The organism is Vibrio sp. T20 (assembly GCF_007858795.1).
GTDB classification, from domain to species: domain Bacteria; phylum Pseudomonadota; class Gammaproteobacteria; order Enterobacterales; family Vibrionaceae; genus Vibrio; species Vibrio satsumensis.
This window is the reverse complement of sequence record NZ_VFEB01000061.1, coordinates 105,365-120,764: the sequence shown is the minus strand read 5'-3', so window position 1 is coordinate 120,764 and position 15,400 is coordinate 105,365. Positions and strand designations below refer to the sequence as shown.

Sequence of the window (15,400 nt, the reverse complement as noted above, 5' to 3'; positions counted from 1 at the left end):
TAAAAACTCGCGCTTGAAACTGTTAAAGTCGATGTGAAATATATGCTAAGTAATAAGCAAGATTGCTAACGTCTAAATATGGAGAAAGAGACGCGTGAAGGAAAAGTTTGAAAGCCAACTGCTTGATTTTGCAAAACAAGAAATGACACAAGATGCGGCGCACGACATCAGCCACATCAAACGCGTAGTCAAAACCGCCAAGGCTTTGTGTGCTAAAGAACAGGCTAAGCTTGAGGTCGTTCTACCCGCCACTTATCTTCACGATTGCTTCACCTTTCCTAAGAATCACCCAGACAGAGCCAAAAGCTCACAAATGGCGGCAGACAAGGCGATCTCTTTCCTCAAATCTATCGACTATCCAGCGTCCTACCTTGATGAGATTCATCACGCGATTCTCACACACAGCTACAGCGCCAACATCACACCAGAAACCATAGAAGCGCAAATCGTCCAAGATGCGGATCGCCTTGATTCTCTCGGTGCAATTGGTATTGCTCGCTGCCTGTACGTAGGTCAAAGCTTTAACGCTGAGCTTTACAACCACGAAGACCCGTTCGCGACGCAACGTGACTTGGACGACAAGCATTACAGCGTCGACCATTTCTACGTGAAGCTGTTTAAGCTGGCTGAAACCATGAATACAGAATCCGCCAAGTTAGAAGCTAACAAGCGCACTGACTATATGCGTGGCTTTCTCGCTCAATTAGCGACAGAAGCTTAAGCTCCTTTTCATATAGAAATTAGTCCCCATATCATAAAGATTCGCTTTAATTTGGAACCTTCAATGACCCAAGAAAAATTCGACACCATTTATCAACGTGCAGCTCACCGTAAAGGCGGAGCGGCCGAGCTCGAAAAGATTGTTCGTGCGCCTCTTTCACAAGCTGAATTATCACAGATCACAGACGATCGTTGGTTGGCCGCCTTTACTGAAAAGGTATTCCAGTGTGGTATTTCATGGAATGTAGTAAGAAAGAAATGGCCGCAATTTGAAGAAGTGTTCTTTGAATTCAATATCGAAAAAATGCTGATGCTGCCTAATGAAATGTGGGAACAAAAAGCACAAGACCCGCGTATTATTCGCCACCTCACTAAGGTGATGACCATCCCAGCTAACGCCACCATGATCCACAATGCCAAGCGTGAAGCCGATTCATTTTCGCAAATGGTTGCCGAGTGGCCATCAGAGCGCATCACCGAGCTTTGGGATTACCTGAAAAAGCACGGCAAGCGTTTAGGCGGTAACACGGGCGCCTACACCTTACGTCAAATGGGCAAAGACACCTTTATCTTGTCTTCTGACGTTGAAGCGCACCTGCGTAGTACAGATGTTATCGATAGCGGTCGTAACACCAAGCGAGCACAACTGGCGGCAGGTAAAGCCTTCAACGAATGGCAACAACAATCAGGCCGTAGCCTGAGCGAAATAAGCCAGATCGTTGCGTATAGCTGCGGTGATAATCGCGTCTAGTTTTAGGGCTAATGACTTAAAGCTCTAGATTGCACACAGTTCACTGCAAACTAAATGTTATAAGTCATTAACAAATAAGCGTGCATCGCACTTTCATCCGGTGGCATTGTATAGATAAATGTATACAATATAGAGTAACTCTCATGAATTATTCTCGACTTACCCAACTCGACTAAACAAGGGCCCTTATCTCTATGACAGCTCTCAAAAATTCTGTCTCCAAAGGTGTAAAAACGAAAGTAACAGGCCAGACTCAAGACGATGTTGTTTACTGCCATATCTTCGACGCGATATTAGAACAAAGGCTGCCACCAGCCACCAAATTAAGCGAAGAAGCGCTAGCAGAAATCTTTAGCGTTAGCCGCACCATCATCCGTCGTGCCTTGCTACGTCTATCTTTAGAACAAGTTGTGGTGATCCGCCCTAACCGAGGGGCAATGATTGCTGCGCCTACAGTAGACGAAGCCAAACAGATATTTAAAGCCCGTGAAGTGATGGAAATCGCTATCACCGAACTTGCAGTGAAAAACGCAACCAAAGCTCAAATCGAAGAATGTAGAAAATTAGTAGCGAAAGAGAATTGCGCCTTTGACCAAGGTGATTACGGCTCTGGCTTACGGCTGTCTGGTGAGTTCCACATCAAACTGGCTGAAATGGCAGAGAACGCACCACTTCTCGCCTTCCAGCGCAGTTTAGTGTCACAAACTTCACTGCTGATCGCTCAATACGAAACAGGTAATCATTCAAACTGTTCTTTAGATGAGCATTCTGGGTTACTTGATGCGATTGAATCTGGTAATGAAGAACAAGCGGTAGAATTGATGCAAGAACACTTAAGCCACATCCGCTCAAAGCTCAATTTAGACAGCAGCACAGCTTCTAGCGACCTACACGTTGTGTTCTCTGATCTGCTCAAGAGCAAATCATAATCGTATCAACGATATAGTGATGCTAAGAACATTACAGTACAAACATTAGTTACCACCTGTTAACAAATAGAGAGAAGTGAGCGCCTGTGCTCACTTCTCTTTTTTATGCCCCACCTTCTCTAACTCAGTACAAAAATCGATACCACTTATTCTTAAAGCCCTATCAAACCTGGCCTGAACCGCTAACTTAGCCTCAATAATGCATTTCCCGCCTACCCCACAAACCCCGCCGTTATTTTGTATACATCGCTATCAATTCATTCACACTATCAAACTGATTGATACTTCGAACAACCCTTTATAAAACAACCAAATAGAGTCGATAATTTATTGTATACAATTTCAATTGGCGCCTCTTTGTTGCATTTTTGTAAATAAATAGTTGACCACAGGGTCAGGATGGATAATTATTGACCTAGAAGTCAAAAAGAATACACATGGAAATATGTCGATATACAAGGAGGTCTCTTGATTACTTTTTTGCTCAATCAGGAAATAAGACGTGAAGACAATCTGTCACCTAACATGACAGTGCTCAACTACCTTCGTACCAAGATAAATAAGACGGGTACAAAAGAGGGATGCGGTTCAGGCGACTGCGGCGCATGTACGGTCGTTCTAGGTGAAGTAGTTGATGGGCAACTGCAATACCGTTCGGTGAATTCTTGCCTAACTTTTGTATCAGCGCTGCATGGTAAGCAACTGATCACGGTAGAAGATTTGCAAAACAAAGACCGCTCTCTGCATCCAGTGCAAAAAGCAGTGGTTGATTTTCACGGTTCACAGTGTGGTTACTGCACTCCGGGCTTCATCATGTCGATGTTTGCGCTAGGTAAGAACAAACCCGATGCGAGCAAAGAAGACGTCATGGAATCACTGGCGGGTAACCTATGTCGCTGTACTGGCTACCGCCCAATTGTTGATGCTGCGATGTCACTTTCAACAGACCAACCTTTGATAGACCAATTTGCTGAACTTGAACGCAACACCATCAAGAAATTAGAAAGCATTCAAGACACTGAGGCTAACTTACGCCTTGGTCACCTCACGGCTTTTTCCCCGAAAAGCACCGATGAGTTGGCCAAGCTTTTTCAAGCACATCCGAACGCTAAGCTGGTTGCTGGCGGTACGGATTTAGCACTGGAAGTGACTCAATTTCATCGTGAGATTGAAACACTGATCAGCGTAAACCTTGTTGAAGACATGAAGGTATGTGAAGAGACAGACACCGACTTAATCATTGGTGCCAACCTTCCAATCAGTGACTCTTACTCACTACTGAAAAAACACTACCCAGATTTTGGTGAGCTACTACACCGCTTTGCTTCGCTGCAAGTACGTAACCAAGGAACCATTGGCGGTAATGTTGCTAATGCTTCGCCTATCGGTGATACACCTCCTCTGCTGATTGCACTTAACGCGAAGATCAAACTGCGTTGCGGTGATGAGTCACGCATCATGCCGATCGAAGATTACTTCATCAGCTACAAAGTGACGGCGCAGAAAGAGAGTGAATTCATTGAGCAGATTATTATTCCTAAGCCAACTAACGACAGTTTCCGAGCTTACAAACTGTCTAAACGTTTAGACGATGACATCTCCGCGGTGTGTGGTGCGTTTGATATTCAAATCGAAGATGGCAAGGTTTCTTACGCTCGTATCGCTTTCGGCGGTATGGCTGCAACACCTAAGCGCGCGGCGCGTTGTGAAAATACGTTATTAGGCAAACCGTGGACAGACGCTAATATTAAGTTAGCGATGCAGGAACTGTATAACGACTTTGAACCGCTATCTGACTTCCGTGCAAGCCAAGAATACCGTTCATTGTCGGCGGCCAACATGCTGCGTCGCTACTTCATTGAACAACAGAACAAAAACAACCAAATCGAAACAAGGGTAACGTCTTATGTCTAAATCACACGAGCATGCGATGACCCACGAAGAGATGGTTACCATTGCAAAACAAGACCTAAAAACTGGCGTAGGTAAAAGCGTTAAACACGACAGTGCAGCCAAGCAAGTCACGGGCGAAGCAGTATACATCGATGACCGCCTAGAATTCCCAAATCAGCTGCATGTATACGCACGCCTGAGCACGCAAGCGCACGCTAACATCACCAAGATAGATTTGTCACCGTGTTACGAATTTGAAGGTGTGGCGATTGCTATTCAAGCCAAAGACGTACCGGGTGAACTGGATATCGGTGCAATCCTACCGGGCGATCCACTGCTTGCGGATGGCAAAGTAGAGTATTACGGCCAACCAGTAATTGCTGTGGCAGCTAACGATTTAGAAACCGCACGTAAAGCCGCACACGCCGCCATTATTGAATACGAAGAACTACCTGCCATTCTTGATGTGAAAGAAGCGCTAGCAAAAGAGCACTTCGTGACAGAAAGCCACACTCAACAGCGTGGTGATTCAAAAGCAGCACTGGCAAAAGCAAAACACGTGATCTCTGGCGACCTAGAGATCGGCGGCCAAGAACACTTCTACCTAGAAACCCAAATCAGTAGCGTAATGCCAACCGAAGACGGCGGCATGATCGTGTACACCTCGACTCAAAACCCGACCGAAGTTCAAAAACTGGTTGCGGAAGTGATTGGCGTACCGATGCACAAAGTGGTGATTGATATGCGTCGTATGGGTGGTGGTTTCGGTGGTAAAGAGACCCAAGCGGCCTCTCCAGCGTGTATGGCTGCGGTGATTGCCCACCTAACAGGCCGACCTACCAAAATGCGTCTGCTGCGTAATGAAGACATGCAGCAAACCGGTAAACGCCACCCGTTCTACAATCAATACACAGTCGGTTTTGACGACAATGGTGTGATTCAAGGTGCCGACATTACCGTTGCTGGTAACTGTGGTTACTCACCAGACTTATCAAGCTCTATCGTCGACCGCGCGATGTTCCACTCAGACAACGCCTATTACCTAGGCGATGCAACAGTGGTCGGTCATCGATGCAAAACCAACACAGCATCGAACACCGCATACCGTGGTTTTGGTGGCCCGCAAGGCATGATGACCATCGAACACATCATGGATGAGATTGCGCGTTACCTGAAAAAAGATCCTTTGGAAGTACGTAAGGCGAACTACTACGGCGAAGAAGGCCGTAACGTGACCCATTACTACCAAACCGTTGAAGACAACTTTTTACCTGAGATAACCGAACAGCTTGAACGCAGCAGTGACTATCACGCACGTCGTAAAGAAATCGCTGAGTTCAACAAGCAAAGCCCTATCTTGAAGAAAGGCCTAGCGATCACACCTGTGAAATTCGGCATCTCGTTTACTGCGACTTTCTTGAACCAAGCAGGTGCGCTCATCCATATCTACACCGATGGCAGTATTCATTTGAATCACGGTGGTACGGAAATGGGGCAAGGCTTGAACATCAAAGTGGCACAAATCGTTGCACAGGAGTTCCAAGTCGATGTCGAACGTATCCAGATCACCGCTACAAACACAGACAAAGTTCCGAACACATCACCAACCGCAGCCTCATCGGGCGCCGACCTCAACGGTAAGGCCGCGCAAAACGCCGCAATAACCATTAAGCAGCGCCTGATCGACTTCGCTTCTTCGCACTTCAAAGTGTGGCCTGAAGAGGTGGTGTTTAAGAACGGCATGGTGCAGATTCGCGATGAGATCATGACCTTCAACTCGTTTGTTGAACTGGCTTGGTTTAATCAAATTTCGCTTTCGAGCACCGGCTTCTACCGCACGCCGAAGATCTTCTACGATCACGAGAAGGCACGCGGTCGCCCGTTCTACTACTACGCATACGGCGCATCTTGTTCAGAGGTTATCGTTGATACCCTAACGGGCGAAAACAAGATTCTACGTGTTGATATTCTGCATGACGTGGGCGCTTCGTTGAACCCAGCGATTGATATCGGCCAAGTAGAAGGTGGCTTTGTGCAAGGTGTCGGTTGGTTAACGACGGAAGAGTTGGTTTGGAACCAGCAAGGCCGCTTGATGACCAATGGCCCAGCGAGCTACAAGATCCCTGCGATTGCTGATATGCCAATTGATTTCAGAACGCACCTTTTAGAAAACCGTAACAACCCAGAAGACACCGTCTTCAACTCGAAAGCCGTGGGTGAACCGCCTTTCATGTTGGGTATGTCGGTATGGAGTGCATTGAAAGATGCGATTAGCTACGTAGCCGTTGATGGCGCGATTCCTAAGCTGAACACACCAGCAACGCCAGAGCGCATTCTGATGGCGATTCAGGAAGTGTCTGAAACCTCACCGACCTCGGTCGATGCTCAATCAGAAACGGCTTAATAAGGCTGATATAGCTTACCGTTTGCGCAAATAGACATCTAGGGAAGCATAAAAGGGATTTAGGAGGACATATGTTTAAGGATAATTGGATTCACGAACTGGCAAAACTGGAAGAGAACTACGAACCATGTGTCATGGTGACAGTGCTTGAAGACAGAGGCTCAGTGCCACGTGATGCGGGTACCAAGATGCTTGTCACTCGTGACCGAATCATCGCTACGATTGGTGGTGGTCACCTTGAACATGTGGCCACTAAAATGGCTCGCGAGATGCTGATTGCCAGTGAAAAATCACTCAAAGTTGAACGCTTCAACCTAGGTGCTCGTTTAGGCCAGTGTTGTGGCGGAATGGCAACATTAAGCTTTGAACCGATTGGTACTCAGCAGAACCACCTAGTGCTGTTCGGCGCTGGCCATGTGGCTAAGGCGCTGCTGCACATTGTCGCAACCCTGCCCTTCCGCGTGACCTGGATTGATGAACGTGAAGAAGTGTTCCCTGAAACGCTGCCACATGGTGTGAAGAAGCTTGTTTCAGATGATCCGGTTGGCGAAGTGAAACACATGCCACCGAACAGCTATTACCTTGTGATGACGCACAACCACCAGCTTGATTTTGACCTAACTAAGGCCATCATCGACCGTGAAGACAGCCGGTACTTTGGCATGATTGGTTCTCTGACTAAACGCAAGAAATTCGACTTCCGCTTAGAGCAGCGTGGCTACAGCCAAGAACAAATTGAAACCATGGTTTGCCCTATTGGTATTAGTGCTGTGAATGGCAAACATCCGGCCGAAATTGCGGTATCGGTTGCGGGTGAACTGATCGCACATTATCAAGGCCAGGCGCTTGAACAAAAACGCCCAACCAAACAATATCAAAATCAGGATTTGACCGATCAACACAGTCAACCAAGCGACGTAGGCGAACCACCATTGGAAGAGAAGATCGCCTAATAAAAGTCGCAAAGCTTTAGCGGCCATAACGTCGCTGAAGTCATTAAAAGGAAGTAAACATGACAACCCAACGCAAAGCTTATCGCGCCAGTATTTTACACAGCGTCGCCGACCCAAAAGATGTCGGTATCGATGAGTCTTACGACTATTTTGAAGACGGTGTTTTAGTGGTTGAGAACGGCCATGTGGTCGACTTAGGCCATGCCGATGAGGTATTAGCTCGCCAACCTAAAACACTCGAAGTAAAAGAATACAAAGACAAGCTGATCACCTCTGGCTTTATTGATACGCACATCCACTATCCTCAAACAGGGATGATCGCGTCTTATGGCGAACAGCTACTTGATTGGTTAGAGAACTACACCTTCCCAGAAGAAAAACGCTTCAAAAACCCAGTCTATGCACACAAAGTGGCGAAGCTATTCCTAGACGAATTAGCAAGCAATGGCACCACCACGGCACTCGTATTTGGCACTGTACACAAAGAGTCGGTTAACGTGTTCTTTGAAGAAGCTGAGAAACGTAACCTACGCATGATCGCGGGTAAGGTGCTGATGGATCGCAATGCGCCAGACTACCTCACCGATACTCCAGAATCAGGCTATACAGACTCAAAAGAGCTGATCGAAAAGTGGCATAACCGCGGCCGTTTGCTTTACGCGGTGACACCTCGTTTTGCGCCAACCAGCACACCAGAACAACTTGCTACTGTAGGTAAACTGCTAGAAGAATACCCAGACGTGTACATGCACACTCACCTTTCTGAAAACGAGAAAGAGATCGAGTGGGTGAAATCGCTGTTCCCAGAGCGCGACAGCTACTTAGATGTGTATGACCACTATGGCCTACTGCACAAACGCTCGGTATTCGCACACGGTATTCACCTTTCAGATTGCGAATGTAAACGCCTCGCGGATACCGATTCGGCAATCGCTTTCTGCCCGACTTCGAACCTGTTTTTAGGTTCTGGGCTATTCAAGCTACCTAAAATGGAAGAGTACGGTATTCGCGTGGGAATGGGGACAGATGTGGGCGCAGGCACTAGCTTCTCAATCCTGCAAACAATGAGCGAAGCCTACAAAATCATGCAGCTTCAACAAGAGAAACTGCACCCAGCCAAATCACTGTTCTTGGCAACTCTAGGCGGTGCACGTTCACTGCATTTAGAAGACAAGATTGGTAACTTGGAAGTCGGCAAAGAAGCGGATTTCGTGGTGTTGGATCTGCACGCGACACAACTGATGCGCTTTAGAATGGAACAAGCGACCAAGCTCGAAGAAAAACTATTCGTGCTAATGAGTTTAGGTGACGATAGAACCGTCAGCGAAACTTACATCTACGGTGAAAAAGCCTACGACGTGAACTTCAAAGATTACAAAAAACTCGTTAGCTAACGCGCTAACAATGAACACATGCTAGGTAACCTTTGTTGTTAAAGAATCCGTCCAGATTCCCCTAGCTTTAAAAGACCAGTCGTTAACTCCGCTGGTCTTTTTTTGTCCTTAATTCAAAGAAATACAAATTATTTCTCGTGGTGTGCTCAACACCCATGACGAAGACGCTTTATGTTGATAGGTTAAGTGTCAGTAGATTAAATGCTATTAGGTCGAAGTTTGTCCGTTTAAAACAGAACCAACACTCCACTTAGAAAGGAATTCTATGTTCGAACAGGTCGTCAGCATTCTGTTTCCCGTTTTTGCACTCGCCAGTGCTGGCTTTGCTGTAGGTCGTTGGCTCAAGCCCGATTTCAAACCGATCAATCGCATTAATATGGATGTCTGTATTCCAGCTTTGGTGTTTGCATCGCTGACCACTATGCCGCTCGACACCGAACAGTTGCCACTCATCTCCGCCTCTTTGGTCGCGGTATTAGTGCCAGCTTTGTTGATGATTCCGATCTGTAAGCTGTTTAAGCTCAACTTCAAGGCTTGGGCTCCGCCACACATGTTTCGCAACAGTGGCAACCTCGCGATTCCCCTTTTCACGTATACCTTTGGCGAAAGTGCATTAGCCCCAGCAGTACTGCTGTTTGTGGTGTCGGCGTGTGTTCATATCAGTGTGGGCTTGGCGTTACTAAGCGAAGGCAACCCAATCAAACAGATCCTCAAGATGCCGATATTTTTAGCGGCAGCATTGGCGATGACACTGAACTTATCCGGCATTGCGGTGTGGAACCCAATCTACGAAGCCACATCGCTGCTTGGGCAAGCTGCTGTTCCTATCATGCTGTTGTCATTGGGTTCACAAATGGTCAACTTGAGGCTAAGCGGGTTGAAAGTCGGCTTATTGTGTACCGCTCAATCGCTGTTTACTGGCGCCATCGCTTTTACGATCATCTACTTCTTCATTCCGCTACCCACTTTGCACTTACAAATGATGGTGCTGTTCACCATGCTGCCACCCGCAGTAATGAACTACCTGTTTGCAGAAAGGTTCAATGTAGAGCCACCCAAGGTCGCGTCTATGGTGTTATTCGGCAACTTCCTGAGTGTTGTCACCTTGCCTATTTTGCTGACGTTCGCGCTGTCTTTGTCGAGTTAATTTTTTACGCACTTATCCAGTTTAAGCTCTGCCGTCACTTTAGTAAGGCGCAGCGCTATTGCAAAGCAGACTAAGTAAGGGCTCACATACCAGAAGATACTTTCTAACGGTTGCTTCACCTGCGCTTCTCTGGTTTTTATGTATTGGTTTTTCTGCTTCTCATACTGACTCAGCATGCCACTCACCCACACGGCATCACTTTCCACCAGCGAGACACTAGGCGCAGGAACCGTAAAATCCGATGCATTGGGTAACAAGGTAAAATCAACATCTTTGAACGTCATAGCTGTGCTCAAATACCACAAACACGCTTCATGATGCTGAGCCTGGTTATCTAAAGATGGTTGACCTGTGCAGATATCACTTCTCAGCTTATCCAAAGAAAACTGCTGAACCGATTCTAGAATCACCACTGCTCTGGTTTGTTCTGTTTCAACCCAGTCACCCGCCACTTTCGCACGAATCTCAGACACTGCACCCAGCATGCCGATACCCGCCAACAGCGGCCATAAATAATCCATAAGCTTCCATTTGCGTCGGCTCAAGTTGAACCCACACCAAATTGGAATATGTAAGATGAGCGTTAGCCCTAGTGATAGCAAAACGAAATTCAAGGAGCTAGAGAGCATGAGTTCGCTATCGAAGAAGTTCTTCATAATGAGAGACTTGCCTGTATAACAAAGAGAAATTTGATACTAGGTTCGATATTAGAAAACAGTGTAAGGGGAAAGTAAAAACAGCACCAAAAGTTAGAGTTTGGATGAATAATATCCGATTGAAACTTGTCGCTATTTCATAGCCAATACATGCTGGATAAAACTCGACTTATTTTCGTGGCACTCATCTGAGGATATAAGTTCCAACATACACAGTTCAAGTGTTCTCAACGCGTCGAGTTTCCTTTAAAAGCGAGTGTTGTGAGTGACTCTATAGCACCTTCAAGCTCACGTAACTCAACACCAACTAAGATATCTAAGTCACCCTTAGATACGGCAGCTGGACCGAAGACGCTAACATTGTGCGTTAGCGTTTTCATGTAGTTCAATTCCCAATGAATATTGCCATTCAATCAAAGGGAGGGGAGATGGCGATAGATATCCTGGAACGGCGCTGGTTTGCCCAAAAAGTACCCTTGAACAAACTTGCAACCTAGCCCCTTTAAAAGGGTTAATTGACTCTCAGTTTCAACCCCCTCAGCTATGACATCTAGGTCTAATTTTTCTGCCAGACTGATCGCGGTTTGAGTGAGAATAGAACAACCTTTATCGTGCATAATATCTTTAATAAACGAGCGATCTATTTTCAGGTAATCTAGCTCTTGACTAAGTAAGTTTCCAAATGAAGCATAACCAGTACCAAAATCATCAATAGCCAACTTAATACCACTTTGTTTCAATTTATCAAGAACTTGCTTTGCGATTGGGTTATCGTCAAGAGATACCGACTCGGTAATCTCGACAACAATTGCACTCACTGGTAACTGGTAGTGATTCAATACTTCGATAATCGAATTATGCTGAAGCTCTACTGCATTGAGCTCTTTTATTGAGCGATTAATTGAAAATACAGTATCTGTATAACCTTGGTTGTGCAGTGTAACTAAATCGGCGCACGCTTGATCCAGAATACAGCGGCCAAGTGGAATAATCAGGTCGTATTCTTCGGCAATACCTATAAACTCAAAAGGGGAAATATATTCATTTCCATGCTTCCAACGAGCTAATGCCTCGAACTTTTTGACCACCTTACTCTCGGTATGATAAATCGGCTGATAGTAAACTTGAATATGCTTTTCTTTAATTGCGGCTTCCAGTGCCACTTTCAGCTTTAATCTACGAACAGATTGATCTTCCAATTCTGAAGTATAAACAACTGGCTGGCCATCTCGAATTTTTGATTTCTCTAGTGCTAGTTTCGCCTGCATCATCGGGTTGGCTTCAGAGACATTATTTAAGGTGGTAGAAACACCTACATTCCAACCAATGGATATAGTTCTCCCTAAGATTGAGTAACTTACTAGAAGCTCACGACGGATGTCTTTGCATAAACTGAGTACATATTCAATTGGCATTTCATCGATAATAATAGCAAACTCGTCGGAACCATAACGACATGCTGCTATACACTGTTCACCCATGACTTGACCTAACCGCTCTGCAACCGAAGAGAGCAATTGGTCGCCAATCTCATCACCATGTATTTGGTTAATCAATGAGAAACCTTTTATGTCAAATAAAACTACTGAAATTTTCTCGCCACTAAGTAGCCTGTCTTCAATGTCTTGAATAAAAATTTGTCTGTTCTTAAGTCCAGTAACAAACTCATACTTCTGATACTGTTCAATCTTTTTCTCATTATTCTTTCGTCGTGTGATATCCCTAAACACCGCAATATAATGCGATATAGCGCGATTCTCATCCTTCAATGTGGCAATGCTCAAACGCTCAGGAAAAATCGTTCCATGACAAGTTTTATTCCATAGTTCACCTTCCCAACGTCCATTACTCTCGAGGTCCGCCCACATTTTCTTGTAGAAATCAGGCTCCTGTAAACCAGAAGAAAACAAGGATGGGTTTTTGCCCATCAGCTCTTCTCTACAATAGCCTGTAAGTTCTTCAACACGATCATTTAGCTGAACAATTTTATTTTCTGCATCAGTAATTAGTATCGCATCATTACTTTGATTCAACGCTTCACAAGCCATATTAAACTCATGCGTAAGCTCTTGATGCAAAGTAATATTCTGTATGACCCACTCGATACTGGTAAGTACACCTTGCTCATCGAAGTTATTGTGACAAATTAGCTTAAGGTGCTTATTCACTGGCGATTCATCTTTACTCACGATCGCTACTGATGGGTTATCTAGGTTAGATAGTACTGTTGCTATATATTCAGAGGCTCTTTCAGAATCCGCGAAAATATAGGTCGAAAACAGGAACTCGAGTGATGGTAATTGATATGGGTCTACAGCAAGAACTCTCCAAAAATTGGGGCTAAACTCAAAAGTTTGTCTTTGAATATCCCATTGGAAAAAACCCAAATCACTCAATGACTCAACGTGCTCAAATTGCCTTATAAGCCTTTGATTATTCTGGTTAAGTTTGTTTTGGTATAGCTCCTGTCCAAGGATGTATCCCAATTGTTCGATCAGCTGATTATCCAACTCTAGATTCGGCATAGCTCTATCATAAAGCATGACAACCAAACCCACTCTTTCGCCATTACGAGCAGTTAATGGTAAACCTATATATGCTTGAGCACCCAACACTTCTAGTGCAATATCTTTAGGGAATTTCTTTTGGATATCAGAGGAGTAAAAGCAGTAATTACTTAAGCCTTTTAACGCAATGTCACAAGGTGTCTCTAGTAAAGGGTACGAAAAGTTTTCTACTAACCTCCCCTCTTGCAAGTAGCAATTAGTATAGGCAATGGAGTCGTCGCGATTCGTATCAGCAATAAAGCAATGATTAGGTTTGTATTTTTTATATATCAAGTTTAACGAACTATAGAATAATTCAGAGCTCGACTTGGCCTTAAGCAACCCTTGTAATAAGTGCTCCATTACGCATCCAGAAAAGTATTAGTTTAGCGAATGATAATATAATCATTGGTGCCTAGCTATTAGTCCTTAGTCGGGTTGATACATTTGTTGTTGTAGTTCTCACTTTTCGCTGGATTAATAGACATATTTAACAAGAAGCCTGTTCACATACAACATAGCCCCTTATGCAGCCAAAAACAAAAAGCCCCGGTTATAGGAACCGGGGAAACAGGGTGGGATGAGTTTGGCGCGTGCCCGTAAACCAAACTCTCCCCAAGCCTCACCTAAGACTCATGCTCTTAGGTAAAGGATGCTGAGTACTTTTATTACAAAGTATGATTATTGAAGCGTAGCGCCTTGCTCTACCCAAGTGCCGATGAGTGCGCGCTCTTCGTCGGTCATTTGAGTCATGTTACCGAGCGGCATCACCTTGGTTGTTACGGTTTGAGCAACAATCCTTGGTACGTTGGCTTTAATCTCTTCTGGGGTATCAAACACCACACCAGCTGGCGCAGCAGCAAAAGCGGCGTGGCTCGGGGTTGAAGAGTGACAGACAGAACAGCGCTCTTGAATGACTTTGTTGATGGTTTCAAAGCTGACGCCTGCGCCCGCAGATTGCGTTCCATGCGCTGGAGCCTGTTGAGCATCAGCCGTTGCCGAAGCTGTGTTATTTGCAGCAAGTTCTTCTGGAGCCGATTCAGTCGCTCTTACTTGCACTTCTTGAACCACAGGTGCTTGCACAACCGGAGTCATCTGCTTTTTCGCGTAAGGTGAGGTAACAAACGCGAGAGTAATCATACCCAATGCCGCTACAGGTACTGTCCATGCAAACTTTTGGCTACCATGACGCGTGTTGAAGTAGTGACGCACTAAGATACTGAAGATCGCTAGCCCAGCAAGAATCAGCCAGTTGTATTCCGAGCCATAAGTACTTGGGAAGTGGTTACTGATCATGATGAACAGCACTGGCAGTGTCATGTAGTTGTTGTGACGAGAACGCAGTAGACCTTTCGCTGGCAGTGCAGGATCCGGTTCGCGCTTCTCTTCAATCGCTTTCACCAAGTTACGCTGTGCAGGCATGATAACGCGGAATACGTTACCCACCATGATGGTACCAATAATTGCGCCAACGTGGATGTAAGCACCACGGCCACTGAACACTTGAGTTAGGCCATATGTCGCAGCGACGAGCAGCACAAACAGCACGACACCAAGCAGCACTGGAGTTTTACCTAATGGTGAGTCACACAGTAGGTCGTAGATAAACCAACCGGCAACGAATGAACCAATACCAATCGCGATTGCAGTGGTTGAATCAAGACCAGAGCCCGGTGCAATCAGGTAAATCTCAGCGTTAAGGTAGTAAACCACACCCAGTAGACACACACCGGTGATCCACGTGAAGTAAGCTTCCCATTTGAACCAGTGCAGGTGCTCTGGCATCTCTGGTGGTGCCAATTTGTATTTTTCTAGGTGATAAATACCACCACCGTGAATTGCCCATAAGTCGCCAGAAAGGCCCGTTTTTGGGTTTACTCGGTTAAGGTTGTTCTCTAACCAAACAAAGTAAAATGATGCGCCTATCCACGCAACACCAACAATCATGTGAGCCCAGCGTATTGCTAAGTTCAACCACTCTGTAATATGCGGATCCATAATAAACTC

The 15,400-nt window shown here is 45.5% G+C and carries 11 protein-coding genes and 1 pseudogene; 8 read left to right on the top strand and 4 right to left on the bottom strand.

Annotated features, from left to right (window positions below; genetic code table 11):
- Window positions 1–94: 94 nt before the first annotated feature.
- The 8 genes from FTW16_RS04975 (at window position 95) to FTW16_RS04940 (ending at window position 10,191) form a co-directional block, all read left to right on the top strand.
- Window positions 95–721 (top strand): HD domain-containing protein, encoded by a 627-nt coding sequence (locus FTW16_RS04975; protein ID WP_146490285.1) that lies wholly within the window; start codon window positions 95–97, stop codon window positions 719–721.
- 63 nt (window positions 722–784) lie between these two features.
- Window positions 785–1,471, top strand: a complete 687-nt coding sequence (locus tag FTW16_RS04970; protein ID WP_146490284.1) for a DNA-3-methyladenine glycosylase I — start codon at window positions 785–787, stop codon at window positions 1,469–1,471.
- Between the two features lie 194 nt (window positions 1,472–1,665).
- Window positions 1,666–2,400 (top strand): GntR family transcriptional regulator, encoded by a 735-nt coding sequence (locus tag FTW16_RS04965; protein WP_146490283.1) that lies wholly within the window; start codon window positions 1,666–1,668, stop codon window positions 2,398–2,400.
- 468 nt (window positions 2,401–2,868) lie between these two features.
- Window positions 2,869–4,314 (top strand): xanthine dehydrogenase small subunit, encoded by a 1,446-nt coding sequence (gene xdhA, locus FTW16_RS04960; RefSeq protein WP_146490282.1) that lies wholly within the window; start codon window positions 2,869–2,871, stop codon window positions 4,312–4,314.
- Entirely contained in the window at window positions 4,307–6,697 is a 2,391-nt protein-coding gene (gene xdhB / locus FTW16_RS04955) for a xanthine dehydrogenase molybdopterin binding subunit (RefSeq protein WP_146490281.1), read from the top strand. Before xdhA ends, xdhB begins: the two co-directional genes overlap by 8 nt.
- 71 nt (window positions 6,698–6,768) lie before the next feature.
- Window positions 6,769–7,650: a xanthine dehydrogenase accessory protein XdhC gene (xdhC, locus tag FTW16_RS04950; protein ID WP_146490280.1), complete on the top strand. Its 882-nt coding sequence runs from the start codon at window positions 6,769–6,771 to the stop codon at window positions 7,648–7,650.
- A 59-nt stretch (window positions 7,651–7,709) separates the two neighbouring features.
- Window positions 7,710–9,044, top strand: coding sequence for a guanine deaminase (guaD, locus tag FTW16_RS04945; protein WP_146490279.1), 1,335 nt, complete (start codon window positions 7,710–7,712; stop codon window positions 9,042–9,044).
- A 265-nt stretch (window positions 9,045–9,309) separates the two neighbouring features.
- Window positions 9,310–10,191: an AEC family transporter gene (locus tag FTW16_RS04940; RefSeq protein WP_146490278.1), complete on the top strand. Its 882-nt coding sequence runs from the start codon at window positions 9,310–9,312 to the stop codon at window positions 10,189–10,191.
- Here the strand turns inward: FTW16_RS04940 and FTW16_RS04935 are convergent.
- The 4 genes and pseudogenes from FTW16_RS04935 to FTW16_RS04920 all read right to left on the bottom strand — a co-directional run bounded on the left by FTW16_RS04935 (window position 10,188) and on the right by FTW16_RS04920 (window position 15,391).
- The gene (locus FTW16_RS04935; protein WP_146490277.1) at window positions 10,188–10,712 is read right to left on the bottom strand and encodes a hypothetical protein; all 525 of its coding nucleotides are present in this window, start codon (window positions 10,710–10,712) and stop codon (window positions 10,188–10,190) included. The genes FTW16_RS04940 and FTW16_RS04935 overlap by 4 nt on opposite strands.
- 318 nt (window positions 10,713–11,030) lie before the next feature.
- Window positions 11,031–11,191: pseudogene (locus tag FTW16_RS04930) on the bottom strand (GrpB family protein); the annotation flags it as partial.
- A 69-nt stretch (window positions 11,192–11,260) separates the two neighbouring features.
- Window positions 11,261–13,756: a putative bifunctional diguanylate cyclase/phosphodiesterase gene (locus tag FTW16_RS04925; RefSeq protein WP_146490276.1), complete on the bottom strand. Its 2,496-nt coding sequence runs from the start codon at window positions 13,754–13,756 to the stop codon at window positions 11,261–11,263.
- 318 nt (window positions 13,757–14,074) lie between these two features.
- Complete coding sequence (locus FTW16_RS04920; protein ID WP_146490275.1) at window positions 14,075–15,391, bottom strand: urate hydroxylase PuuD; 1,317 nt, start codon at window positions 15,389–15,391, stop codon at window positions 14,075–14,077.
- Window positions 15,392–15,400 lie beyond the last annotated feature (9 nt).

What these genes read in the sequence shown, in the direction of transcription:
- FTW16_RS04970 (WP_146490284.1), top strand. Translation starts at nt 785, where the DNA reads ATGACCCAAGAAAAATTCGACACCATTTATCAACGTGCAGCTCACCGT.
- FTW16_RS04965 (WP_146490283.1), top strand. Translation starts at nt 1,666, where the DNA reads ATGACAGCTCTCAAAAATTCTGTCTCCAAAGGTGTAAAAACGAAAGTA.
- xdhB (WP_146490281.1), top strand. Translation starts at nt 4,307, where the DNA reads ATGTCTAAATCACACGAGCATGCGATGACCCACGAAGAGATGGTTACC.
- xdhC (WP_146490280.1), top strand. Translation starts at nt 6,769, where the DNA reads ATGTTTAAGGATAATTGGATTCACGAACTGGCAAAACTGGAAGAGAAC.
- guaD (WP_146490279.1), top strand. Translation starts at nt 7,710, where the DNA reads ATGACAACCCAACGCAAAGCTTATCGCGCCAGTATTTTACACAGCGTC.
- FTW16_RS04940 (WP_146490278.1), top strand. Translation starts at nt 9,310, where the DNA reads ATGTTCGAACAGGTCGTCAGCATTCTGTTTCCCGTTTTTGCACTCGCC.
- FTW16_RS04935 (WP_146490277.1), bottom strand. Translation starts at nt 10,712, where the DNA reads ATGGATTATTTATGGCCGCTGTTGGCGGGTATCGGCATGCTGGGTGCA.
- FTW16_RS04925 (WP_146490276.1), bottom strand. Translation starts at nt 13,756, where the DNA reads ATGGAGCACTTATTACAAGGGTTGCTTAAGGCCAAGTCGAGCTCTGAA.
- FTW16_RS04920 (WP_146490275.1), bottom strand. Translation starts at nt 15,391, where the DNA reads ATGGATCCGCATATTACAGAGTGGTTGAACTTAGCAATACGCTGGGCT.